This is a genomic window from Bradyrhizobium sp. (genome assembly GCF_017881085.1).
In the GTDB taxonomy this organism is placed as follows: Bacteria; Pseudomonadota; Alphaproteobacteria; order Rhizobiales; family Xanthobacteraceae; genus Bradyrhizobium.
In genome coordinates this window covers 1-23,560 of the sequence record NZ_JADGRI010000041.1, presented here as the reverse complement: position 1 = coordinate 23,560, position 23,560 = coordinate 1, and the positions used below count along the sequence as shown (strand labels likewise).

Annotated in this window: 21 protein-coding genes; 9 read left to right on the top strand and 12 right to left on the bottom strand. The window is 62.8% G+C overall.

All coding sequences use genetic code 11. From position 1 onward, the window contains the following. The 5 genes from QZ213_RS06320 to QZ213_RS06300 all read right to left on the bottom strand — a co-directional run. Positions 1-572 (bottom strand): DsbA family protein (locus QZ213_RS06320; protein WP_291685209.1); only part of this gene is annotated, 572 nt, incomplete at its 3' end. A 21-nt stretch (positions 573-593) separates the two neighbouring features. Then, positions 594-2,219: an AMP-binding protein gene (locus tag QZ213_RS06315; RefSeq protein WP_291685208.1), complete on the bottom strand. Its 1,626-nt coding sequence runs from the start codon at positions 2,217-2,219 to the stop codon at positions 594-596. Between the two features lie 49 nt (positions 2,220-2,268). Further along, positions 2,269-4,215, bottom strand: a complete 1,947-nt coding sequence (locus tag QZ213_RS06310) for an NAD(P)/FAD-dependent oxidoreductase (RefSeq protein ID WP_291685207.1) — start codon at positions 4,213-4,215, stop codon at positions 2,269-2,271. Positions 4,216-4,284: 69 nt separating this feature from the next. After that, positions 4,285-4,938 (bottom strand): TetR/AcrR family transcriptional regulator, encoded by a 654-nt coding sequence (locus QZ213_RS06305; RefSeq protein WP_291685206.1) that lies wholly within the window; start codon positions 4,936-4,938, stop codon positions 4,285-4,287. Then, positions 4,935-6,431 (bottom strand): AMP-binding protein, encoded by a 1,497-nt coding sequence (locus tag QZ213_RS06300; protein ID WP_291685205.1) that lies wholly within the window; start codon positions 6,429-6,431, stop codon positions 4,935-4,937. Before QZ213_RS06300 ends, QZ213_RS06305 begins: the two co-directional genes overlap by 4 nt. A 179-nt stretch (positions 6,432-6,610) precedes the next feature. Between QZ213_RS06300 and QZ213_RS06295 the strand changes: the two genes are divergently transcribed. From QZ213_RS06295 to QZ213_RS06270, 6 genes are all read left to right on the top strand, one after another. Next, positions 6,611-7,870 carry an ABC transporter substrate-binding protein gene (locus QZ213_RS06295; RefSeq protein ID WP_291685204.1) on the top strand — a complete coding sequence of 420 codons (1,260 nt, stop codon included), beginning with the start codon at positions 6,611-6,613 and terminating at the stop codon, positions 7,868-7,870. Positions 7,871-7,968: 98 nt separating this feature from the next. Further along, positions 7,969-8,871 carry a branched-chain amino acid ABC transporter permease gene (locus QZ213_RS06290; protein ID WP_291685203.1) on the top strand — a complete coding sequence of 301 codons (903 nt, stop codon included), beginning with the start codon at positions 7,969-7,971 and terminating at the stop codon, positions 8,869-8,871. Continuing rightward, a complete protein-coding gene (locus tag QZ213_RS06285) occupies positions 8,868-9,902 on the top strand; it encodes a branched-chain amino acid ABC transporter permease (RefSeq protein ID WP_291685202.1) in 1,035 nt (344 codons plus the stop codon). Before QZ213_RS06290 ends, QZ213_RS06285 begins: the two co-directional genes overlap by 4 nt. Then, on the top strand, positions 9,899-10,681 hold the full coding sequence (locus QZ213_RS06280) for an SDR family oxidoreductase (RefSeq protein WP_291685201.1): 783 nt from the start codon (positions 9,899-9,901) through the stop codon (positions 10,679-10,681). The genes QZ213_RS06285 and QZ213_RS06280 overlap by 4 nt, the downstream gene beginning before the upstream one ends. Positions 10,682-10,683: 2 nt before the next feature. Next, entirely contained in the window at positions 10,684-11,439 is a 756-nt protein-coding gene (locus QZ213_RS06275) for an ABC transporter ATP-binding protein (RefSeq protein ID WP_291685200.1), read from the top strand. Continuing rightward, the gene (locus tag QZ213_RS06270) at positions 11,436-12,152 is read left to right on the top strand and encodes an ABC transporter ATP-binding protein (protein ID WP_291685199.1); all 717 of its coding nucleotides are present in this window, start codon (positions 11,436-11,438) and stop codon (positions 12,150-12,152) included. The genes QZ213_RS06275 and QZ213_RS06270 overlap by 4 nt, the downstream gene beginning before the upstream one ends. Positions 12,153-12,240: 88 nt before the next feature. Here QZ213_RS06270 and QZ213_RS06265 read toward each other — a convergent pair whose 3' ends face one another. Together QZ213_RS06265 and QZ213_RS06260 are read right to left on the bottom strand one after the other, a co-directional pair. Then, complete coding sequence (locus QZ213_RS06265; RefSeq protein ID WP_291685198.1) at positions 12,241-14,559, bottom strand: molybdopterin cofactor-binding domain-containing protein; 2,319 nt, start codon at positions 14,557-14,559, stop codon at positions 12,241-12,243. Positions 14,560-14,561: 2 nt separating this feature from the next. After that, complete coding sequence (locus tag QZ213_RS06260; protein ID WP_291685197.1) at positions 14,562-15,014, bottom strand: (2Fe-2S)-binding protein; 453 nt, start codon at positions 15,012-15,014, stop codon at positions 14,562-14,564. A gap of 797 nt (positions 15,015-15,811) precedes the next feature. Between QZ213_RS06260 and QZ213_RS06255 the strand changes: the two genes are divergently transcribed. Both QZ213_RS06255 and QZ213_RS06250 read left to right on the top strand, forming a co-directional pair. Further along, a complete protein-coding gene (locus tag QZ213_RS06255) occupies positions 15,812-17,524 on the top strand; it encodes a PQQ-binding-like beta-propeller repeat protein (protein ID WP_291685196.1) in 1,713 nt (570 codons plus the stop codon). 92 nt (positions 17,525-17,616) lie between these two features. Further along, positions 17,617-18,204 carry a c-type cytochrome gene (locus tag QZ213_RS06250; RefSeq protein WP_291685195.1) on the top strand — a complete coding sequence of 196 codons (588 nt, stop codon included), beginning with the start codon at positions 17,617-17,619 and terminating at the stop codon, positions 18,202-18,204. Between the two features lie 15 nt (positions 18,205-18,219). Here QZ213_RS06250 and QZ213_RS06245 read toward each other — a convergent pair whose 3' ends face one another. Both QZ213_RS06245 and QZ213_RS06240 read right to left on the bottom strand, forming a co-directional pair. Further along, positions 18,220-19,140 (bottom strand): ankyrin repeat domain-containing protein, encoded by a 921-nt coding sequence (locus tag QZ213_RS06245; protein ID WP_291685194.1) that lies wholly within the window; start codon positions 19,138-19,140, stop codon positions 18,220-18,222. Between the two features lie 159 nt (positions 19,141-19,299). Next, positions 19,300-21,303 (bottom strand): hypothetical protein, encoded by a 2,004-nt coding sequence (locus QZ213_RS06240; RefSeq protein ID WP_291685193.1) that lies wholly within the window; start codon positions 21,301-21,303, stop codon positions 19,300-19,302. On the opposite strand from QZ213_RS06240, the gene QZ213_RS06235 reads away from it, so the two are divergent. Further along, the gene (locus QZ213_RS06235; protein WP_291685192.1) at positions 21,275-21,703 is read left to right on the top strand and encodes a hypothetical protein; all 429 of its coding nucleotides are present in this window, start codon (positions 21,275-21,277) and stop codon (positions 21,701-21,703) included. The two genes, QZ213_RS06240 and QZ213_RS06235, sit on opposite strands and share 29 nt — an antisense overlap. A 28-nt stretch (positions 21,704-21,731) precedes the next feature. On the opposite strand, the gene QZ213_RS06230 is transcribed toward QZ213_RS06235, so the two are convergent. The 3 genes from QZ213_RS06230 to QZ213_RS06220 all read right to left on the bottom strand — a co-directional run. Continuing rightward, complete coding sequence (locus QZ213_RS06230) at positions 21,732-22,289, bottom strand: PQQ-dependent catabolism-associated CXXCW motif protein (protein WP_291685191.1); 558 nt, start codon at positions 22,287-22,289, stop codon at positions 21,732-21,734. Continuing rightward, positions 22,286-23,206 carry a substrate-binding domain-containing protein gene (locus QZ213_RS06225; protein ID WP_291685190.1) on the bottom strand — a complete coding sequence of 307 codons (921 nt, stop codon included), beginning with the start codon at positions 23,204-23,206 and terminating at the stop codon, positions 22,286-22,288. The genes QZ213_RS06230 and QZ213_RS06225 overlap by 4 nt, the downstream gene beginning before the upstream one ends. Continuing rightward, positions 23,206-23,560, bottom strand: a 355-nt coding sequence (locus tag QZ213_RS06220; protein WP_291685189.1) for a c-type cytochrome, methanol metabolism-related, incomplete at its 5' end; no start/stop codon positions are given. The genes QZ213_RS06220 and QZ213_RS06225, both read right to left, overlap by 1 nt.

Here is a 23,560-nt window from a genome sequence, read left to right as displayed (position 1 = left end):
TCGATCAGCATGTCGATGCGGTCGCCACCCCAGAACAGTTCGCCGTTGAACACCATGGTGGGCACGCCAAACACGCCGATCGCTTCGGCCTCGTCGATGATGCCGTCGTGCTCCTGGCGCGCGGGGCCGTTGATATAGGCCTCGAAATCCCTTGCCGACCCTCCGATCGAAGCGATCACGCCGGATATTTCCGACAGTTCATCGATTTCGAGGTCGTGGCTCCAGAAGCGCCGGAACACCGTGTCATGGTAGGGGCGGAACAAGCCGTGGCGCTGCGCGAACAGCATGCCGGCGCTGGAGTAGAAGGCATCGTAGATCCGCCGCGGCCCCTTCATGGTGAGCCCCTGCGCATTGGCATAGCGCCGCGCATCCATATAGGCGTAACGCACCTTGCGCCAGAAATGCGGGGTACGCTCCTCCACCGTCCCCATGAATTCGGCAACGCGCAGCGTATAGGGCAGCCATTCCAGTTCGACGCCGTGCTTCTCTTCCAGTTCGAAGAGCCGCTTGTTGGCGACGAAGGCGTAGGGGCTCTTGTAGTCGGTATAGATGCGTACGTGCGGTTTCGTCATCGCGGTTCCTGCTCTCGCCAATCAGATTTTCTCCCGCCGGACCGGGATGCCGGCGCGTTCCCGGTCCCATGTATCGGCCGTCACGCCTTCGGACCGCAGAATGTGCTTTTCCACCTTGGCGGTCGGAGTCTTGGGCAGCTCATCGATGATGCGAATAAAGCGCGGCACCATGTGATGGGCCATCCGCGGCAGCAGATGCTGGATGATTTCCTGCGGATCCAGCGACGCGCCGGCGGCGGGCGCCAGCACGACCAGCACTTCGTCCTCGGAGAATTCGCTGGGCACCGGTATCGCCGCCGCCTCGCGAATCCCGGGGTGACTCAGCAATTCCACCTCGATTTCATAGGATGAGATATTTTCGCCGCGGCGGCGGATGGCGTCCTTCAGCCGGTCGACGAAGCGGTAGTCGCCATCGGCGTCGCGGATGAAGGCGTCGCCGGTGTGGAACCAGCCGTTGCGCCAGGCATCGGCGGTGGCCTGCGGATTATTGTTGTAGCCGTGGTTCATCGCCCAGGGCGCCTCGGTGCGCAGGATCAACTGGCCGACTTCGCCGATCCCGACGCTGCAGTCATTTTCATCCACAAGCCGGACTTCGACACCGGCGCGGGGACGCCCGCAAATGCTGTCCTTCGACGGATTGGCGCGCGAGATCAGGGGTGTGCAGATTTCGGTCATGTTGAACAGCGTGAACACATCGACGCCGAAACGCGCGTGAAACGCCGGCCCGCTCTGGCCCAGCGGAACGATGAACACCATGCGCAATCCGTGATGGCGGTCCCTCGGGTGCGGCGGCTGCTTGAGCAGGAACGTCGCCATCGCCCCGAGCAGAAATGCGGACGTTACTTCCAATTCGCGTATCTGGTCCCAGAAGGCCTCGGTGCGAAAATGGCTCACCACCGCGATCGAACTTCCGACGCATAGCGATACGCACGCAATGAACGCGCCGCCGATATGAAAGATCGGCATGTGCAGCAATTGCCGGTCGTCGGCTGTCAGGCAGTTCCAGGCATCCGGACCGACGCAGGAATAGCTGTGCATGTAGGACGACAATACGCCCTTCGACCGGCCCGTCGTGCCTGAGGTGTAGATGATCGATTGCAGATCGAACGGCCGGATCGGTTTGGGCGGCGCCGGCGGCGGCGCCGCGGGTCTGGTCAGCACGGAAACGCCGTGGATGGCGATGCCGGCAGGCGGCGCCGGCGCAGTCTCCTCGGAGGAGCGGACAATCGTCGTGAGGCCAGGGGGTGCTGCGGCAAGCACACGGTCGAGCACGCTGTCATGCACGATAGCGAACGCTGCGCCGGCATCATGCAGGACATGCGTGAGCGACGACCCCTTCAAGGCCGGATTGACCGGAGCATAGACGGCGCCGAGATAGTTGATGGCGAACATCGCCCGCAGCGCCAGGGCAGATGTCGGCAGCACCAGGACAACATGGTCGCCCTGGCGGACGCCGAGTTCGTGGAGATTGCCGGCGAGGCTTTCGACCTGCCGCAGGATTTGCGCGAAGGTCCAGCGCTCGCCGCCTTCGAAAGCCGCGAAGATATCGTTCGGTTTGGCGCGGGCGTTTCGTTCCAGCGCATAGCGCAGCACGCAGATATCAGCCGGATAGGTGCCTTCGGCCACATAGGCGGTCGAAAGCGGCACCTTTTCGTTTCCTGTCCCTCGGTCATTCATGTTGAGCTTGCTCTGGGAGTCAGTCGTCTGGATCCGCATCCGGCCTCGATCGCTGGATCCGGGTCTGACGATACAGGCTCAGGTCCGGATCGTGCGTCATTTTCCAATAGTCCACGAATCGCCATGGCATCGCGGAAAACACCCGGCCGCGGCTGTTTCGGTAATAGGTCGTCATTCCCGGATGGGTCCAGATCATCTGCTCGTGCTCGCGATCGACCTCGTGGACATAACGGTCGTGAACCTCCTGGCGAACGTCGATGGCCGCGATGCCTTGCTCGATCATGTCGACAAGACACGCCGTGATGTAACGGCTCTGACATTCCGACTGGAAGATCACGCTGCCGCCATGCGCGGGGCCGGAATTGGGACCGAGCATGCAGAAGAAATTCGGAAAGTCCGGCACGGTGAGGCCGAGATAGGCGGTCGGATTGTCGCCGGCCCAGACGTCCGCCAGACGCTTGCCGTCGCGCCCGGTAAGGTTGAGACGCGCCGCCATCTCCGTGACCTTGAAGCCGGTCGAAACGACAATGATGTCGGCAGGCCGCAATTTACCGTCCGACGTGACGATGCCTTCGCGCGAAAAATGGTCGATCGGGTCGGTCACGAGTTCGACGTTCGGTTTGTTCAGCGTTCGAAACCAGCCGTTGTCGAGCAGGATGCGCTTGCCGTAGGGCGGATAGGTCGGCACGCATTTCTCGATCAGGTCGGGGCGGCCTTTCAGTTCCGACAGAATGAACTCCGTAAGTTCCTCGCGGTGCCGGTCATTGCCCTTGTTGACGGCGCGCTCGGGATGCGGCCAGTTCGGATCCTTGCGCAGAAAAGGCAGCAGGCCGTCGCCGTAGCGCCAGAACATGTTGAAGCGATACCACTGCACGTAAAATGGCAAATGAGCGAGCAGCCATCGCGCGCCTTCCGTGATGGGATCGGAATAGCCCGCGACCGGGCGCGACCATTGCGCGGAGCGCTGGTAGACGGTGACCGACCCGACGCGATCGGCGATCGAGGGCACGAGCTGCATGGCGGTCGCGCCGGTGCCGATGACGGCGACGTGCTTGCCGTCGACCTTGATGTCGTCGGACCACAACGCCGAGTGGAATATCGTTCCGCCGAAGTCTTCTTCGCCCTTGAAATGGGCGCGCGATGGGTCATTGAGTTGACCGATCGCGCTGACAAGGACGGCGGATTCGAAAGTTTCGTTGCCGTGGCCGGTCTCCAGTGTCGAAATCCAGCGTTGTCTGGTCTCGTCCCACTGCGATGACGTCAGTTTTGTGTTGAAGCGGATATGGCTGCGAACGTCATGCTCGAGCGCGACCTTCTTGAGATATTCGAGCAGTTCCTCGCGCTGCGCGAAATAGCGGGTCCATTGATTTCGCGCGCCAAAGGAGAATGAGTAGGAGTGGTTCGGCGTATCGACGCCGCAGCCGGGATACCGGTTGACGTACCAGGTGCCGCCCAGTTCGGCGTTCTTTTCGACGATGGTATAGGGGATACCCAGCCGGCCGAGCCCGACGCCGAGCGCGATGGCACAGACGCCAGCGCCGACGATCAGGACGTGATCCTTCTGCAATTGTTCGGCCGGCGGCGGCGTCTTCTTCCAGCGAGCGTCGCGCGGAACGAACCCCATTTCCTCCCGCATCAGCGGCGCGTATTCCGGCCCAACGTTTTCACCGAGGCACGCGCGCATCATCCGCAGCATCAGTTCATCGCCGGGATCGGTGATCGCAGGCTCGGGCTCGCCGTTCGCGAACAATTTGAGGACGGCGGCGCGGATTTCGTTCTGGATCTCCTCGGGCAGCCCGGCTTTTGGATCGGGGATCAGGCGGACGTCGCGCCTCGGCGTGTAGGGAGGCGCCAGCCAGCGAAGGTCGCCGGTCATATGAACCAGCACCATCAAGAGAACGCGGATATCGCCTTCCGCGATGGCCGAGGACAGATCGAGCTTCTTGCGCGGCGTCTCGATATTCATGCTCTCATTTCCTGACTTGCGTTCCCGGCGCATCCGGCCATCCGGCATAGGCGCGATATGCGACGGCGGTCATGGTTGCTTGTCCTCGCCGCACGGTCTGTACAGTCCGCGCGTAATCAGCTTCTCGTAAGCGGAGATCACATGATGCGGAACCGCGGTTACGGCGCCGTCGGCGTAGGAATAGCGCCGGCTGAGGTATCCGCGCGCACCCATGAACATGTGGACGATGGCCTCGAATTCCTCGTCGCTGAAGTCCTCGATCGCGCCGGCCTGACGCGCGCGTCTCAGGATTCGGACATAGGCCGTCGAGATATTGTCGAGATGTTTCTGGTAGCCGTTCGGCGCAAAAAATTCGGCTTCGTTGAGGATGCGCAGGAATTCCGGCACCTCGCGGATGAACTCGAAGAAGGCGCCAAACCGTGCGATTTCCTGCCTGGCGGCATTTGCCGTACCGGTTCGCTCGCGGATGAACTCCACCATGTCCATTCCGATTTTCGGCAACAGCTGATCGAGCAGTTCCTGACGGTTTTCGAAATGATTGTAGAACGTGCCCTGCGCGACGCCGGCTTCTTCGGTGATGCGGGCCACGGACGCCTCCGAGTAGCCGTACTTGCCGACGACCTTGGTGGCGGCGTCGAAGATCTTGCGCTTGGTCCATGCATTGCGTTCGACGCGATTGAGTTTCGCGACTTTTGCGGCGGCGGGTGCGGATCCCTGCGTCATGCGCTGGCCTCGAGTTCGGCACGCAGCACCCGCTTGAGCACCTTGCCCGACGGATTGCGTGGCAGGTGATCGCGAATGATGAGTTGTTTCGGCACCTTGAACGTCGCCAGGCGGTTGCGGCAGTGTTCCGTCAGGTCGGGCAATTCCAGCGTCGCGCTGTCCGCCAGCACGACGACGGCGACCGGCCGTTCGCCCCAGCGCTCGTCGGGCATGCCGACCACGGCCACTTCGCGCACCTGCGGCAATTCGTAGATGACGCGTTCGACCTCGGACGAGGCAATGTTCTCGCCGCCGGAAATGATCATGTCCTTCTTGCGGTCGGTGAGATAGAGGAACCCGTCGTCGTCGAGGTAGCCGACGTCACCGCTGCGGAACCAGTCACCGAAGAAGGCGGCCGCTGTCTTGGTGGGGTCGTTCCAGTATCCGCGCGTGATCTTTGGGCCGCGCAGACAGATTTCGCCGTTCACGCCGGGGGCGACAGGCTGGCCCGCATCGTCGCGGATTTCGATTTCGACATGGGCGACCGGGCGTCCGGTCGATCCGATCTTTTCAATCTCATGGCCGGACTCCATGAACGTATCGCCGCCGCCGGTTTCGGTCAGGCCGTAGGCGTCGATGTAGCGCGCGTTGGTAAAATATTGCGAGAAGGCGCGGATGCGCGTCTCCGGGGTTTTCTCGCCGCCGCCGATCGCCCATCGCAGGCTGGAGACGTCATAGCGCTCGCGAACGGGGCAGGTGAGCATCGCGGTTGTCATGACCGGCGCCAGCCACGCCGCATTCAGCCGGTCGGCTTCGATTGCGGCGAGGCACTGCGCGGCGTCGAAATCGCGCTGAATGCAGAGCATGCCGCCCTGCCACAGCACGGCGATGCCTGGCAGGTCGAGCGCGCCGACATGATAGAGCGGCCCGGCGACCAGCAACCGGGTGTCGCGGCTGAGGCCGAGCACCAGCACATGATCCGCCGACTTCCAGTAGAAGTTCTCGTAACTCAGCATCACCCCCTTCGGCCGGTCGGTGGTACCCGAGGTGTACATCAGCCGCATCAGGTCGGTCGGGAGCCGGCGATGCGCCTCCGCCGGATGCGCGTCCGGCGCAAGGCGCGTGGCGCTGGATTGCGCGGCCTCATCGACCATGACGATCGGCGCGGGTCCGGCTGCGCTGGCGCCGAGTTCCTCGTCGGTGATGAGAACGCGCGCGCCGGAGTTCGCGACGATATAGGCGACTTCATCCGATGCCAGCCGGTAATTGATCGGCAGGAAGATCGCGCCGATATGGCTCACGGCGAAAGCGATATCGAGAAATGCCGCGCTGTTTTTCATCAGCACGGCAACGACGTCGTCGGGACCGATCCCGCGCGAGGAGAGCCAGCCGCCGACGCTCCGGATCCGCCGGTCAAACGCGGCGTAGCTGATTTCCTCGCCGCGATATTTCAGCGCGCAGCGCGCCGGCGTTTGCCGGGCGTGAAATGCGATGAAGCTCGATAGATTGATCATGGACCGACCGGAAACTGCCTGACTCGCCCACCGCCCACCGCGGGGTGCGCAATATGAATTCTGACTCGTAATTCATAATTGCCTTGACGTCATCCCCGTTTTCTCTGAAATTCGCAGGCCATGGAGACGATAGATCTCCGGCAGGGATTTAGGGACGTACAGAATTCGAGGAGGCTAGGATGACCAAGTCAGGACAGCCGGGTATCAGCCGGCGGTCGACGCTGGCGCTGATGGGTGCCGGCGCCGTGACGGTTGCGACACCGTGGGTGGCGCGCGCGCAAGCCAAGACCATCAAGATCGGAATGCCGACCATCCTTTCCGGCCGCGTCGCGCAGCTCGGAACCTCGTCGCGCAACGGCGTGATGATCGAGGTCGACAAGGTCAACGCCGCCGGCGGGCTGGCCGGACGGCAGATCGAGATGGTGATCCGCGATTCCAAGGGACAGCCGCAGGAGGCGGCCCGCGTCGCGCGCGAACTCGTCAACACCGATGGCTGCGAACTTCTGCTCGACGGCGAGGCGTCGTCGGGATCGTTCGCGGTGCACGAAGTGGCGCGCGATCTCGGCGTGCTCTGCATTCACACCTGCTCGGAGGCGTCGTCGCTGACGGCCGATCCCAAGCAGCACATTCCCAACGCGTTCCGTTCGGTACGCCAGGGCATTCACGATTCCATCGTCGGCGGCAGCTACGCCGCGGCGATTTCCAAGGCCAAGGGCTTGAAGAAATGGGCGACCTGCGCGCCGGACTACGCCTACGGCCGCGACACCACCGGCGAATTCACGCTCTATCTCAAGCGGTTCGCGCCGGACGTTGAGATTATCAGCGATTCCTGGCCGAAGCTGTTCCAGCCCGACTATACCGAGGTCGTCACCAAGATATTGCAGGCCAAGCCACAGGCGCTTTACACCTGCCTGTGGGGCGGCGATCTCACATCCTACATCGACCAGGCCAACATCTACGCGATGTTCGCCCAGATGGAGGTGTTCGCCGTCAACATGGCGGATTACACGGCGTTGACGGTCGTGAAGAACCTGCCGAAGGGCATCCACTCCGGGAACCGCTACATCAAGACCTTTCCGGCAACGCCCGAAAACGCGGCGTGGGGCGATGCCTACAAGGCGAAGTACAACGAGTATCCCACCAACTGGTCGTGGCAGAATGCGACCGCGGTGATGCTGTTGTCCGAGGCCGCCAGGAAGGCGAACTCCACTGACGGCAAGAAGATCGCCGAGGTGTTGGCGGGCCTCACCATCAAATGCCCGTTCGGCGCCGACGGTACCGTGACGATGCGCGGCGACGATCACACCCTGATCGGTTACGCGATCGGATGGGGCACCACGATTCCGCAGGAGCCCTATGTGCCCGAGGTCAAGGCCGGCGACTGGAAGACGATTCTCGAACTCGAGGCCGAGTGGAAGAAGAGCAAGGGCTACACCTGACGCATCGGCGAAACGCGGAAGCGGCGCAAGCCGCCTCCGCGCCGCCGGACGTTTTTCGTTAGACCGGTCATCTCGACACGCCGTAACGGACATCTTCCTTGGATCTCGACGCGCTCACCGGCTGTCTCGCCAGCTCCGCCTGCCTGGTGACGCAAACCACCAGCGGCTTCATCATTGGAATGCTGCTGTTTCTCGTCGCCGTCGGACTGACGCTGATCTTCGGCGTGCTGAAGGTGGTGAATTTCAGCCACGGCGCATTCTACATGTTCGGCGCCTATTTCGCGATGACGGCCTATCAGCTCACCGGGAGTTTTGCGCTGGCGATATTCTGCGGCGCCGCCGGGACCGCGATCCTCGGCCTGGCGTTCGAACGCGTGTTCATGAGCCGCGTCTATGGCGGCGACGTGCTGATGCAGCTCCTGGTCTGCTATGCCTTCGTCCTGATCTTCGATGACGTCGTAAAGCTGATCTGGGGGCCGGAGTTCAAGTCGATGGGCATGCCCGCGGCGTTCCAGGTGCCGCCGCTGTTCATCGCCGGAGGCGTGGTGCCGCCGTATTACCTGCTGCTGATCGGCGTGGCGCTCGCGGTCGCGGCGGTCCTCGGTGTCGGTCTTGCCCGTACCAGGATCGGCAAGGTGATCAGGGCCGCGGCGCATAATCCGGGGATGGTCTCGGCGCTCGGCATCAACACCGGGCTGATCTATGGCGGCGTCTTTGCGCTCGGCGGTATGCTGGCTGGGCTTGCCGGCGCGCTGGCGGCGCCGGTGCGTTCGCTGACGCCCGGCATGGGATTTTCGGTCCTGATCGAATCCTTCATCGTCACCGTGATCGGCGGCATGGGCTCGATCCTCGGCGCGCTGATCGGCGCGCTCCTGATCGGCATGATCCGTTCGTTCGGATCGCTCGGCTTCCCTCTGTTCACCGACGGGTTGATGTATCTCTTCATGGTGATCGTGCTGGTGGCCCGGCCGACCGGCCTGTTCGGCAAGGAAGTGGCATGACCGAACTGCAGGCCGAACGAGCCGCGGAATCCCTGGGCGTTCCGCGCATCGAGGCCCAATCGAAACGCCTGCGCTACCTGGATGTGCTGATCGCGGTCGCCGCATTCGCCGTTCTGGCCACGTTGCCGTTTCTGTTCAGCAGCAAGGCCTTGCTCGATTTCGTGATCCGCTGTTCGGCCTTCGGCCTGTTCGCGACGTCGCTCAACCTTTTGGTCGGCTACACCGGCATGATCTCGTTCGGTCACGGCATGTTCTTCGGCCTCGGCGCCTATGGCTTTGGTCTCATCATGCAGCGCACCGGTGTGCCGATTCCGGTCGCATTCGTCGGCACGCTGCTGATCACGGCTGTCGTTTCAGTGATGATCGGCGCCATCTGCGTGCGCCTGAAGGAGATCTACTTCGCCTTCGTCACGCTGGCGTTCCAGATGCTGATTCACAGCATGATCCTGTCATGGGCCTCGCTGACCGGCGGCGATCAGGGACTGCGCGGCGGCATTCCGCGCCCCGTGTTTATCGGCATCGACCTCACCAACCATATTCATCTCTATTTCGTGAGCTGCGCGCTGTTGGTGACCGGACTTCTGCTGATGCGGCAGATCGTGCAATCGCCGTTCGGCTATACCTTGCGCATGATCCGCGACAATGCCGGCCGCGCCAGCTTCATCGGCATCGACGTCTGGCGCGCCAAGCTGACGATTTTCGTTCTGGCTGCGCTCCTTGCCTCCACCGGCGGCATCATCATGAGCCTGTTCGTATCCGGCGCCTATCCCGAATTCGCCTACTGGACGATTTCGGGCGAGGGCATCTTCATCAACATGCTGGGCGGCGTCACCACTTTCCTTGGCCCGATGGTCGGCACGGTGCTGCTCTTGATCCTCAACGATACCGTGACGCGGCTGACCGAATATTACGGCATCGTACTCGGCATCGTGATCCTGTTCTTCGCGATCGGTTTGCGCAAGGGTCTGATGGATTTCGCCGTCGAATGGTACGAGCAGCGCCGCGGCGGCGGAAGGGAGCGCACGAGATGACCGGTGCAATGAAGCGCGTCAGTGTCGTAACCGGCGGCGCCAGCGGTATCGGCGCGGCCTGCGTGCGGGAGCTTGCCGCAAACGGCGATCTGGTCGTGGTTGCCGATCGCGACATGACAGGAGCGCAAACCGTTGCGTCGGAATATGGCGGCCGCGCCTATGCGGTCGACGTTGCTGACGAGCAGGATGTCGAGAACTGCGCCGCGGCGATCGAGCGCGACTGCGGGCCGGTGGAGGTTCTCGTCAACAGCGCCGGCATCATTCAGGCGCCGGTGCGTCCGCATGACCTGCCAATGAGCCGCTGGGACGACGTTGTCCGCGTCGATCAGCGCGGCACCTACGTGGCCTGCCTCGCCTTTGCCATGGCGATGATCAGGCGCAAGCGCGGCAGCATCGTCAACATCGCCTCCATCGCCGGCATGCGCTCGATGCCGCTGCACGCCTATGCGCCGGCCAAGGCGGCCGTGATCGCGATCACCGAATGCCTGGCCGCGGAGTGGGGACCTGCGGGCGTGCGCGTCAACGCGGTGTCGCCGGGCTACACGCTGACACCGGCGCTGAAGAATGCGATCGATCGCGGCGAGCGCGATGTGTCGTCGCTGTCGGCCAACGCGGCGTTGCGCCGCCTCGTGGCTCCCGAGGAAATCGCCCGGGTGGTGGTATTTCTGGCCTCCGACGCCGCGTCGGCGATGACCGGCGCCAATGTGCCGGTCGATTGCGGGTGGCTGGCGGGCACGTCGTGGAGCACCTATGGCGGGCTGCGGGAGGCGAACGTCTAGCCATGCTCCAGGTTCAGCACCTCTGCAAATCGTTTGGCGGTGTCAAGGCGGCCGACGACATTACGCTGGATTTCGCGGATGGATCGCTGACCGCGGTGATCGGCCCCAATGGTGCCGGCAAGAGCACGTTCTTCAATCTGATCACCGGCGCGCTGAAACCCGCCTCGGGCCGGATCCTGCTCGATGGCGTGGATATGGCGGGCAGGTCGCCGCCGGACATCGTGCGGCATGGCATCGGCCGCGCCTTCCAGGTCGCCAGTATTTTTCCCTCGCTTACGGTGCATGAAACCATGCTGGCCGCGGTCGGCGCCGATCAGCGTCGTGCCGGCGTATTGCACCGGCGCTTTCCCCTCGCCGAAACCCGTGATCGCGCCGAATACGCCATGGAGATCCTGGGGCTCGCCGGCAAGCGTGACCGGATCGCGGCGACGCTATCGCACGGAGACCAGAAGCTGCTCGACATCGCGCTGGCGCTGGTGCTCGATCCGCAGGTGCTGCTGCTTGACGAGCCGACTGCCGGCATGGGTACCGAAGAGCGATGGCGGATGATCGACAAGGTCCATGAACTCTGGGAGCGGGAGAAGATCACCGTCGTGTTCATCGAGCACGACATGGATATCGTCTTCAAGATCGCGCCGTCGATCGTCGTCCTGTGTTATGGGCGCATTCTCGCGACCGGCACGCCGGATGAGATCCGCCGAAATCCCGCTGTGATCGACGCCTATCTCGGAACCGAGCACCACGCCGAGGCAATATGAGCATGCAGCCGGTTGTTCAGGTCGAGGACCTCGACGTCTACTACGGGACCAGCCAGATCCTGTTCGGCGTCGGCCTGTCGGTGCGGCCCGGTGAGACCATGGCGCTGCTTGGCCGCAACGGCGCCGGCAAGTCGACAACCATGAAAGCCATCATGGGCCTTGCGCCGGCCCGGCGCGGGCGCGTGACGCTCGGCGGCCGTGTGGTAACCGGGCTCAAGCCGCATCGCATCGCGCGCGCCGGTCTCGGCTTCGTGCCGGAAGATCGGCAGATTTTTCCCGACCATACGGTGGAGGATAATCTCGTCATCGGCCAGAAGAAGGGCGCGCAGGGCCAGGACGAATGGTCGATCCGGCGCGTCTATGATGTGTTCCCGCTGCTGGAGCCGTTACGATACCGGATCGCGGGCCGGCTGTCGGGCGGCGAACAGCAGATGCTGGCGATTGCGCGCACGCTGATGGGTAATCCTGCACTGCTGTTGCTGGACGAACCGAGCGAGGGGCTGGCGCCGATTATCGTGCAGCGGATCGGCGAGCTGCTGCGTCAACTGCGTGGCACTGGTGTGACGGTCCTGATTGCGGAGCAGAACATGCATTTCTGCCTCGGGCTGGCGAGCCACGCCACCGTCATCGATAAGGGCCAGATCGTATATACGGCGACGATCGAGGAGTTGAGAGCCAACGAAACCATTCGCCAGCGCTATCTCGCGCTGTAGCTCGTGTGTCCGCGTGCGACGGACCACAAGGCCGCTCGCGACCAATGCCGCGAGCGTCCTGCCTTTACCGGGACTTCGTCGAACCGCCTCAGGTTTCCAGCTGCTTTCCGATTGGCAGCGCCCGGATGCGTTTGCCGGTCGCCGCGAAGATGGCGTTGATCAGCGCAGGAGCAAAGGGCGGCACGCCCGGTTCTCCGACGCCGCTTGGCGGCGTGTCGGCGTCGACCGGGACGATGTGCACGTTGGTCACGAGCGGCGCCTCGTCCATCCGGACGACAGGGAAGTCGTCGAAATTGCCCTGCTGTACCTTGCCGTCCTTGAAGCTGATCTCGCCATATTTGGCGAGACTGAGCCCCATGATCGCGGCGCCCTCGATCTGCGACTGGATCCGCTCGGGATTGATGAACGTCCCGCAGTCGATAGCGGTATCGACCTGGGGTACGGTGAGTTTGCCCTTGTCGTCGATCGCGACCTCGACGATGGTCGCGATATAGCTGACGAAGCTGCGATGGACGGCAATGCCGAGCCCGTGCCCCTTGGGCACCGATCGGCCCCAGCCGCCTTTGTCCGCGACGAGTTCAACGACGCGGCGCAGACGTGCGGTGTCGATCGGATAGCTGTCGAACGGCTCGCCATAGTTCCAGGGATCCTTGACCGAATCGAGCTTGACGATCCGCGGAGAGCCGATCAGGTCCAGCAGCATATCCTTTTGATCGCGGTTGGTGGCATGCGCGAGTTCGCCCACCATCGACTGGACCGCGAACGCGCGCGGTATGTTCGACACCGAGCGGAACCAGCCGATGCGGGCATGCGCGGCGGCTTCCGGATTCTCGCATTGAATATTGGCGATCTCGAACGGCAGGTCGATAAGCCCCATGCCGAGTTCGAACGGCGCCGCATGCACCGCATTGGCGGCAAATGTCGAGGCAATGGTTGGCGCGACGCTGCGGTGCCGCCAGGCGATCACCTTGCCGCTCTTGTCGAGGCCCGCTTCGATGCGTTCAACCGAAACCGTGTGCAGGAAGTCGTGACGAACGTCGTCATCCCGCGTCCATTGCACCTTCACCGGCGAACCGATCGCCTTCGAAAGCAGTGCCGCTTCGATCGCGAAATCGCACTTCGATTTGCGCCCGAATCCGCCGCCGAGCAGCGTGACATTGACGGTCACGTTCGCCTCGGGGATGCCGAGGGTTTTCGCGACGTCTTCACGCGTGCCGCCGGGACTCTGCACGGGCGCCCAGATTTCGGCCTTGCCGTCCTTGACGTCGGCGACGGCGACGGGCGTCTCCATGCTGACATGCGCCAGATGAGGCAAATAGTATTCGCCGATAACCACCTTGTCGGCGCCTTTCAGGGCGGCGTCGACGTCACCTTCCTTGCGTACGACCAGGCCCGGCTTGCGCGCGGCTTCCTCCAGTTCGGCTCGATAGGCCGCCGAGTCGTATTTGCCATTGGCGCCGTCGTCCCAGACGATCTTCAGGGCGTCGCGTCCCTTGATCGCCGCGCCGGTGTTGCGTGCGATCACGGCGACGCCGCCGAGCGGCTGGAACTTGGACGGCCACGGCCAACCCTGCACCTCCATGACCTTCTCGACGCCGGAGACTTTCATTGCCTCGCTCGAATCGAACGACTTCAGCTTGCCGCCGGTCACCGGTGGCCGCGCAATCACGGCGTATTTCATGCCGGGCAGGCGCGTATCGCTGCCGTAACGTGCGGCGCCGACGGTAATGTCGCGAAGGTCGACGATGCTGATGTCGCCCTTGCCGAGATAGCGGAAGTCTTTCGGGTCCTTCAGCTTCAGGCCGCCGACATCAGGCACCGGCTCCTTGGCCGCATCGGCCGCCAGCTCGCCGAAGCCCAGACGGCGACCGCTCGCGGTGTGAACGACCTCATGATTCACCGCCCTGACCTCGGTGGCCGGCACGCCCCATCGTTTGGCGGCTGCGGCCTCCAGCATCGCGCGCGCCGAGGCGCCGATCTGACGCATCGGAATCAGGTAGTGCCGTGTGCTGCGCGATCCATCGGTATCCTGATTGCCGTATTTGGCCTCGTCGCCGTGCGCCTGCGCCACCTTCACGCGGGACCAATCGGCCTCCATCTCCTCCGCCACGACCAGCGGCAGGCTGGTTCGCACACCCGTTCCCATTTCGGAACGATGCGCCACGATCGTAACGGTCCCGTCGGATGCGATGGCGACGAAGACGCGCGGATCGACCACGGTGCCGTGCGGCATCGCTCCGGCGCCGGTTTGATAAGCCGCAAACGCCTGACGCGACATGACAGGCGCGGCCAGCACCAGACCGCCCGCGATGCCGAGCGTTTTGAGAACGCTGCGACGGGAGATCTTTTCGACCCTGATGCGGGCTTCAATGCCGCGAAGCCGAGCGGGATTTGCGATGATGTTCATGATCAGACTCCCGTCGAGGCGAGATGGATCGCGTTTTCGATGCGCTGGTAGCAGCCGCAGCGGCAGATATTGCCCGACATCGCCTCGCGGATCTGGTCGTGGGACGGCTTGGGGTTTTCCGTGAGGAGTGCAGCGGCCTGCATGATCTGGCCGGCCTGGCAATAGCCGCATTGCGGGACGTTTACCTGGCGCCAGGCCTTCTGCACGGCGTGATCGCCGGTGGGGTGAAGGCCCTCGATCGTCGTTATCTCGCGATCGACCACGTCGGAAACCGAAGTGATGCAGGATCGCACGGCCTGCTTGTCCACGATGACCGTGCACGAACCGCAAAGAGCCTGGCCGCATCCGTATTTCGTGCCCGTCAACCCGATTTCATCGCGGAGAAACCAGAGCAGTGAAAGATCGGGGTCGCCGTCCCAGTTTCGTTCCTGGCCGTTAATCTTCATCTTGATCATGGTCGTTTCCTCGCTCTTCATAAGCCATTGATGTTTTCCGACGCGAGCGAGAACATGTTTCCCAAACGCTCGACGCCGTCGCTTTCCCCTTATGGTTTCGTGCAAAATCGAGATTTCCGAGCAGCCGCGGAACAGGCCGCACGACCTTGTTGAATATCCTGACCAGGCCGACCTTTCGATTTGGCGCTTGCCATGTTCGCCCGCACGCGCTGGCTGCGTGCGGGACGTTATCAGAGAGCGGTCCGAGTCGAATTCACAACGAGTTGTTGCCAATTGTATTTGGCGAAAATGGGCCTGTTTCGATACGCCTGTCCTTGGTCAGGGACCCTTACGCAATGCAGCGAACAGGGCCGATTTTCACGAAATGGGGTAGGGACGCCGAAATCGACGGAGGAGCATCGACGGTTTCGCCCTTGGAGGTTCGTTTTCCGGCGTGAGGCCCGCAGGCCGCTTCCTTGAAAAGGGGTGACGCTGCCCGGCGGCAAGCCGGGGGTGGAAGCAAACCCACGCGGGCGTCGACGACGCGGTAGTCTGGCGTGAAGTGGGCAGACCCGCAGATACCAGGCGTGCTGCAGTTGCTCAGTCAGTGAGGCCTCGGCGTTGCGACGCACGCCAATCCAGCGCCTCCTAGTCTGGCAGAGAACGGCTTTGTCTGGCAGAGAACTGCGGTCGTTCGCCTGCTCGTCGGGTTCCGTTTTCTTCTTGTCAAACCAACCCGATCAGGTCAGATTTGAAGCGCACCGGCGTGCCTTCAAATGCGCCGGTTGAAGTCAACAATAAAATCCGGGGCGGGAAACATGAATAGATTTTCTATCGTAGGCGCCGCATTGGTCGGCGTGGCCGGCTTACTCGCGGCACCTGCTATTGCGCAGCAGGAAACCAAACAGGAGCCGAAGTCGGCGTCAGGCCAGGCAAAGGTTTCTCCAGTTACTCAGCAGCAGCTCAACTCGGCAGACAAGAACTCAACCAATTTTCTGTTGACCAACGGCAATTACGCCCAGACGCGCTTCTATCCAGCCAAGCAGATCGATCGCGACAACGTCAAGAACCTGCACGTCGCGTGGATCTTCCAGACCGACGTCAAGGAATCGCTGGAGACTTCGCCGATTGTCGTCGATGGCGTGATGTTTGTGACGACTTCGTTCAGCCACGTCTATGCACTCGACGCAAAGACCGGCGAACAGCTCTGGCACTATAATCACAAGATGGGGCCCATCACGACCTACTGCTGCGGTCCTAACAACCGCGGCGTCCAGGTTCTCGGCGACCTCGTCTATCTCGCCACGCTGGACTCCAAACTGATCGCCCTGAATGCAAAGAGCGGCGAGGTCGTCTGGAAGACCGACATCGCGGATCCGGAGCAGGGCTATAGCGAGACGATGGCTCCGACCGTCATCAAGGACAAGGTTCTGATCGGAACGAACGGCGGCGAGTACGGCATCCGCGGCTTCGTGAAGGCCTATGATGCCAAGACCGGAAAGCTGCTCTGGACCTTCAATACGGTTCCGGAGAATTCGGTCGGCGTCTGGGCGACCAAAGACGCCACCGGACGCGATATGCACCGCAACATCCAGGCGGAAAAGGATCAGCTGGCCAAGACCGGCGACCCCTACCAGAAGCTGGGCGGCGGCGTCTGGCAAAATCCGGCCGTCGATCTCGCCACCAACCGCATCTATTTCGTCGTCGGCAATCCGTCGCCCGACCTCGATGGTTCGGTCCGTCCCGGCGACAATCTTTACACGGACTCGCTGGTTTCGCTTGATCTCGATACCGGCAAGTACGTCTGCCACTTCCAGTACATCGCCCATGACGTGTGGGACCTCGATGCCGTGAGCCCAGCGGTGCTGGTGGACGTCAAGGGCAAGGACGGCAAGACCATCCCGGGCGTGATCCATGCCGGCAAGACCGGTCATATCTATGTTCACGACCGGAAGGATTGCAGCCTGATCCGCTTCTCCGAAGCCATGGTGCCGCAGGAGAACATGTGGGTTCTGCCGACCAAGGAGGGTGCCCGCATGCTTCCCGGCGCGAATGGCGGCGTCGAGTGGTCGCCGATCGCCACCGATCCAGGACAGGAGCTTGCCTACGCCATCAACCTGCATCAGCCGATGAACTACTTTGTCGAGAACTCGCCGTATCCGAACGGCAAGTTGTGGCTGGGCGGCGCTTTCAAGGCGATACCGACCGAAAAGCAGTCCGGCAACATCACCGCCGTCAACTACAACACCGGCAAGATCAAATGGCAGGTGAAGACGCCGGAGCCGATGATCGGCGGCATTCTCGCTACCGCAGGCGGTCTTGTTTTCACCGGTGAAGGCAACGGCAAGTTCGCGGCTTACAACTCGTCCAACGGTAAGGAATTGTGGAACTTCCGCGCCGGCGCCGGCGTTAATGCCCCACCCTCCAGCTACATGGTGGGTGGCAAGCAATACATCGTGGTCGGCGCGGGCGGTAACACCCAGGTCGACTTCCACCGCGGCAACAACATTATCGCGTTCTCGCTCAACTGAGCGCAGCCGCGATCATCGAACAGGGAGCGGGACCGGCTGCGGTCCCGCTTCTTTTCGTTAGTGTCCCAATTTGTCTTCACTGGATCGGATAGATGTATCGCAAGTCGAATTTCTGCATTTTTGCCGCTGTCGTCCTGGCGGCTGTTCTTAACGTCTGCGTGACGCCGCTATACGCGCAGAGCATCGCGGAAAAAACCCAGCTTTGCGCCGGCTGCCATGGCGCGGACGGCAAGCCGATCGACAAGACCATTCCCACCCTTTGGGGACAACAGGCTGGCTACATCTATATCCAACTGCGCGATTTCAAGCGCGGCGACCGCAAGAGCGATATCATGCAGCCGATCGCTTCATCCTTGGAGCGACAGGACATGCTCGATATCGCGGAATACTTCTCGAAGAAGCCCTGGCCCGACCTGGGCCAGCCGAGCGCTTCGAAGGATGTCGCCGCTCGGGCCGTGAGCGCCAATCAATCGATCGGCTGTACGGGCTGTCATCTCGATCATTTTCAGGGCGATGGCACGGTGCCGCGGTTGGCGGGCATGGGCAAGGATTACCTGGCAAAGCAAATGACCGACTTCCGCAGCCGTGCCCGCGGCAACAATCCCGGCATGTCGGATCTGATGCTCGCGACGCCGCCCGACGACCTCGTGGCGCTGGCGGAATATCTGTCGGGGCTGTGAGCTGGCCTCGCGGCTCTAGGGCACCGTCAGCCGTTCACGCAACGAAGACAGCACGGTGAGATCCGCGGCACGCTTTCCGGCCTTGTCCTTGAGCGAGGGATCGGCGCCACGCGCGAGCAGCAAGCTGGCGATGTCAGCGTGGCCGCCTTCGGCCGCGACCATAAGAGCGGTACGGCCGCGATTATCCCGATCGTCGATGTGCGCGCCTGCTTCCAGCAGATACGATACAACCGTCATGGCCTGCGCCTCCGGGACTCCTTCGTCCGGGCCCGCCGCCCACATCAGCAGGGTGAGATCATTGGGGTAGCGGGCGTTGACATCGATATTCCGCGCCAGCAACCGCTTCACGATGTCGAACCGTGCTCCTGCCGCGGCATAGACGATCGGCGGCTTGCCGGTGTCGTCGGGGGCGCGCTCGTCGGCACCGCGGGCAAGCAGGGCGTCGAAGATGATGTCGTTGCCGGCATAGGCGGCGGCGGCGATCGGGGATATCCCGCTGCGTCCGGCGAGTTTGACGTCGGCGCCGCGTTCGATGAGCCGTTGCGCGATCAGGATATGGCTGCCTTCGGCGGCAAGGTAGAGCGCGGTCGACCCGGCGAGATTGCGTGCATCGATCGGCGCACCACGCGCCAGCAGGAGGTCGACCAATCCGAGATGACCGGACTTCGCAGCGTGACTGAGAGGCTTGGCGCCAAGCCGGTCGCGCGCATCGACTGACGCTCCCTGGTCGAGCAGTGTCGTCGCCAGATCGAGGCAGTTGGCGTCGACCGCCGAAAACAGCGTCAACGATACTTCCGTCGCGCTGATCTGCGGTTTGGCGATCTCGTATCGGCGGGCCAGCCCCTGGCAACGCTCGGACTCGGCGGCGCGAGCGGTCGGCGCTGTGCTCGATAGCGCGACCGCGATCGAGCACAGAAAAACAACGTGGCGATGCACAGCGATCTCTCCCGGGGCAAGTTTGCTGGTCGCATTTTCCCGGAGGGTGGCACGGCGGCCAGCCCATGCCAAGAAGCAGCGAAACTTTGAAAAGGGAAATGGATGCCGCACCGCATCATGGATAATCGGCTCGGGTCGCTTCCGGCCGGTCAATGCCGGTCATTGGCAAGCCTTATTTCCCGCCTCGGCGATGGCCAGAAAGCTGATTGTGGCCGGCGCGAACGTTACCGTGCCGGCGGGCGCTGGAGCGCCCGTGATGGTCGGCAGTTCACCCCTGGCGGAAAGCGCCAGCGGCCGGCCGTTCAGCCGGGCTTGCTCATCCAGCAAGTTCGCGGCGTCCAGCGTGTAGCGGACCGAAGCAGTCGGAAGCGTGAGCGCGTGCGGCGCATCGCGGTCGGTATTGATCGTCAGAAGCACCACGCTGCCCGACATGCCCCTTTGACAATGGGCGTAGACGTGAAGCCCGGATTGGTTGGGCAAACCGGCGTCGAGCACGGTGGTTCCCATCAATTGCCGCCAGAGCAGCGCCCCCCAGTATTTTGGCCTTGGCTGCAACGTCCGGTCGTCGAGCAGGCCGTAATCGCTCGCCGCCAGCGTGTTGTGCATGACGACCTGAACGCCGGCTCTTGCCAGCCGCCCGAGCTGATCGAGATAGCGGAACGTATCCAGGAAGGTCACGGCCCACGGGTTGCCACCGCATGCGGCATCCGCGGTTTCCGTAAGCCAGATCGGTTTGCCGGGTTCGAATTTGTCTCGAAGGGCCTGATAGAAAGCCTGCGTCCGATCGGTTCCGGAGAGCCACGCCTCGGAAAGCGCCGCGTCCGGCGTGCTCTTGCCGCTGCAGCGCTCCGACAGCGCTCCGTAATAATGATAGGAAACCGCATCGATGCCGGGCGCGGAAGCGAGCAGGTCGGACGCGATGGCGGGTTCGCCGACCGTGCCGGGACCCAGGATCAGCGTTTTGCCACTCGTCTGCTTCATGAACGCGTGGAATATTTCGAAGTCCCTCGCATAGGCGGTCGCGTCGTAGCCCGCCGGTGCGCCGCCCATTTCGGCGAGGTTTGGTTCATTCATGAATTCGGCGGCTGCGATGCGGCCTCCAATCGAGCGGGTATAGGCAAGGAGGCGGTTGGCCTGATCCGGCTTCCAGGCGCCGGCGGCGTCGCGGGCGCCCGGACTTACGGCGAACGACGTCACGATCGAGGCATTCACCGCTTGCGAGAAGCCCACGACGCCGCGCCATTGCTTTCGGGTCAGGATGCCGTTGAAGCCTGCCGGCGGCGCCGAGGGCGATTTATCCCGTCCGGCGAAATAGGTGCTGTTGGCCCAAGTGCCGCTGACACGCATATAAGCAGGCGCCAGCGCGGCCGCGAGCTTTCGCAAGCGCGCGTTGGCCAGATCAATCGGCGGCCGGTATTGGTACAGGTTCGAAGCCATCCCCGCCGGCGCATCCAGTCCGGATCGCGGCGGCCGCGCAAGGAGAACGCCCGGCTCCGGTCGATAGGGTTTCCAAAACCGTCCGCCGGTAATCTCGATCATTTCGATGTTGTAGGACTGGAAGCGCTCATCGACCGTGCCGATGCGGGGCAGGCTTGAGGGGGCGATCGCCGGCGTGCCGGCGAGGGCGCCGCAACAGGCGGATGCGGCCAGCCATGCGGATGATGCCAGCAGGCCGCGGAGTCGTGCGCCGGTACGATTGCGCACCCGCAATCCCTCCCATTCATTCGCCTCTGTTGAATGGCAAGATGACATGACCGCGGTCCCGGTCAACGTCCCGGCACGCACTCCCGGCTCCTTCATCCCAGCCGGATTTGATTTGCCATGGGCATGGGGATGTCGAATGATCCCCACAGAAACGCGGCACCTCGCGGCGTTGCAAAACAAGAACATGGTCTCGGGATCGGCAGGGAGGCTCGGCTTGGTTCTTTCGGTACGTGAGATTTCTTGCTGCGTTGCAGTAATAATGGCGGCTTGCTCAATCCAGCCGGCGTTTGCGCTCGACCCGCGGTATCCGGATTGGCCTTGCCAGCAACTGAAGGTTCCGGAGATTTCGATTGCGAGTGTCTGGACCGGCCCCGCGATCGAACCGGCCGAAAAGGAAAAGGCAGCCGACCCGAAACAAGCGGAACTCGTCGTGCGTCTGGCCGCGCGCCGCACCTCCATGGAGGACGCAAGGAAACTGATCGCGGATTTTGTGGCCGGATCCAGGGAGGAGAAACAGCAGAAGGCGAAGAGCTTGTTCGCCGCCTTGTATTCGACGCTCAATGCGCAGCGCGACGAGGTGATGAACGGGATCGAGCGCTTTTCGCGCAAGCAGAAGGTCATGGCCGAGAACATCCGCGAGCAAATGCGGAAGATACGGGAACTGCAGGATGCGCCCAACGCCGATCCGGCGCGGAGCGATGAACTCGCCAGTCAGCTTGTGTGGCAAACACGCATTTTCGATGACCGGCGGAAATCGACGGCCTATGTCTGCGACGTGCCTGTCCTGATCGAGAAGCGGCTGTTTGATCTGGCAAGCGCGATTCAGATCGACCTGGGCGTCGACCCGCCGGCCAAATGAGGAACGGTCCCCGGTCAGGATCGATCGGCTATTCGTCCGGACGCGGTTCGGGCGTGGAATCCTGCAGCGGAAGCAAGGAGTTGAGCCAGCCGTCGGTCCCTTCGGGATACCACACCACGTTGGAATAGCCGAGCACCAGCGCGCGCTTGGCCGCGTTCCACGACATCCAGCAATCCGCCAGACAGTAGAGAACGAGCATCCTGGCGCGGTCGCCGTGGGTCGCCTTTTCCAGGCCCCTTGAAAAATAGTCCGCCATGCTGGGCGCAAGTTCGCCATAGCCGGTGTCGGGCAGCCAGATGCTGCCGGGAATATTGGCCCGCGGCTTGTCGCGCCAAAGCGTTCCCGCCGGCAGGTCCCGCGGACGAGGCGGTCTTGGCAGCACATCGACAAAACTGGCCGCATGGCCGCGCCAGATCGTTTCCGCTTCGTCTGTCCCTATCACCCTGGCGCCCCGCAGTGTGGCGGGTGTCGGCGAGCGGTAGTTTTCGAGCCGGTAGCCATCGGGCTCGGCCACATCAGCGGTTGCCGCTCCCGCGGCGGCAACGAGGATCGCCATGAACGCGACGCGGGCGGCGGCCGCGATCATGGCCGCTTGGAAAGCGTCTCGGACGTGATCGGCATGTTGGCTTCATCCAGTATCGGAATGTTGTAGCTGATCAGCAGCTTGTTGATCTCGGGCTGATTTTCCATGATGAGCTTGTTGAGCGTGCGTTTCCACTCCTGGTCCGCCGGGCGCACCGCCATGCCGATCCGGAAGGTCATGGGCGGACCGGTCTTTTCCCTGGTCAGCGGGACGACGACGTAGGGGGGGTCAGCCTTATTGGCGTAATAGCCCGCCATCGGACCCCACAATATGCCGCAATCGATATCGCCTTTGGCGAGGTCGTCCATCATGGCCTGCGCGGAGGAATCCGCACGGGTGTCGATGAAGAGCGGGTAGGACTTGGCATGGGCCAACAGGCCGTTCGTCGCCATGTCTGTGGTTGGGGGCGTCTTCGCGACGACGCCGATCCGTTTATCCTTTAGCTTAGGATCTCCGATGACGGTGACATCCTCCAGGTCGCTGCCACGCTTGGTAACCAGGGCGTAAGTCGTGCGATAGTAAGGGATTGTCACCTGCGCCTGGTCGTCACCTTGCGGAAATCCCATGATGATATCGCAACGGTACGAGCCCAGCGTCTTCAGGACGAAGCCGGTTGCCTGTGGGAAATAGGTGTAACTGAGCTTCTTGCCGAGCTTGGCCGCGAACAGTTCGGCGAGCTTGTTTTCGAATCCCTCGCCCTTGTCGTTGGAGAACGGCAGATTGCGCGGATCGCCGCACGCGCGAAAGACGTCGGGATCGACAAGTTCGAGTGCGCCTTTATCGCTGGCCTGGGCGTAGGCCGCGACGGGCCGCAAGGCGACAAGTCCGCAGGCGAGGACGCCGGCCAGGGTTGGCAGGATGATTGCCGTCCTCGAAAGGTGAGGTATCGGCGTTGGACGTTTTCCGGTGTGTGCTGACATCATTTGACTCCTGTGCAACTGGTCTCGGCCTGCTTGGCCGCCTCCGGCTTGTCCTCGTGCTTGGGCGGACGGCCGCCCGGGATGGCGCCGTTGGCGCGGGCGCGCAAGTACACGTAGATGTCGTCGAGGAAGCACATCACGTTGACGTTGTCCGCAAACGTCGGCATGACCTTGTCGTTGGCGACATCGACATTCTTGCGGCCGTTGGTCACGACATTGTTGAAGTCGACATAGCTGAGCGTCTTCAGGGATTCGGCCAGCGCCGGCGCGTAGCTCGATCCCTCGCCGTTCGGGCCGTGACAGACATGGCAGTCCGAATGATAACGGCGAAAGCCGGAATAGGTGTACCAGTCG

Coding starts and splice junctions, on each gene's coding strand:
- QZ213_RS06275 (WP_291685200.1), top strand. CDS start 10,684: ATGCTCCAGGTTCAGCACCTCTGCAAATCGTTTGGCGGTGTCAAGGCG.
- QZ213_RS06295 (WP_291685204.1), top strand. CDS start 6,611: ATGACCAAGTCAGGACAGCCGGGTATCAGCCGGCGGTCGACGCTGGCG.
- QZ213_RS06255 (WP_291685196.1), top strand. CDS start 15,812: ATGAATAGATTTTCTATCGTAGGCGCCGCATTGGTCGGCGTGGCCGGC.
- QZ213_RS06300 (WP_291685205.1), bottom strand. CDS start 6,431: ATGATCAATCTATCGAGCTTCATCGCATTTCACGCCCGGCAAACGCCG.
- QZ213_RS06265 (WP_291685198.1), bottom strand. CDS start 14,559: ATGAACATCATCGCAAATCCCGCTCGGCTTCGCGGCATTGAAGCCCGC.
- QZ213_RS06280 (WP_291685201.1), top strand. CDS start 9,899: ATGACCGGTGCAATGAAGCGCGTCAGTGTCGTAACCGGCGGCGCCAGC.
- QZ213_RS06240 (WP_291685193.1), bottom strand. CDS start 21,303: ATGGAGGTGCGGCGCGCGGCCAGACGCACGACGAGTTCCGCTTGTTTC.
- QZ213_RS06310 (WP_291685207.1), bottom strand. CDS start 4,215: ATGAATATCGAGACGCCGCGCAAGAAGCTCGATCTGTCCTCGGCCATC.
- QZ213_RS06250 (WP_291685195.1), top strand. CDS start 17,617: ATGTATCGCAAGTCGAATTTCTGCATTTTTGCCGCTGTCGTCCTGGCG.
- QZ213_RS06270 (WP_291685199.1), top strand. CDS start 11,436: ATGAGCATGCAGCCGGTTGTTCAGGTCGAGGACCTCGACGTCTACTAC.
- QZ213_RS06230 (WP_291685191.1), bottom strand. CDS start 22,289: ATGATCGCGGCCGCCGCCCGCGTCGCGTTCATGGCGATCCTCGTTGCC.
- QZ213_RS06305 (WP_291685206.1), bottom strand. CDS start 4,938: ATGACGCAGGGATCCGCACCCGCCGCCGCAAAAGTCGCGAAACTCAAT.
- QZ213_RS06260 (WP_291685197.1), bottom strand. CDS start 15,014: ATGATCAAGATGAAGATTAACGGCCAGGAACGAAACTGGGACGGCGAC.
- QZ213_RS06285 (WP_291685202.1), top strand. CDS start 8,868: ATGACCGAACTGCAGGCCGAACGAGCCGCGGAATCCCTGGGCGTTCCG.
- QZ213_RS06225 (WP_291685190.1), bottom strand. CDS start 23,206: ATGTCAGCACACACCGGAAAACGTCCAACGCCGATACCTCACCTTTCG.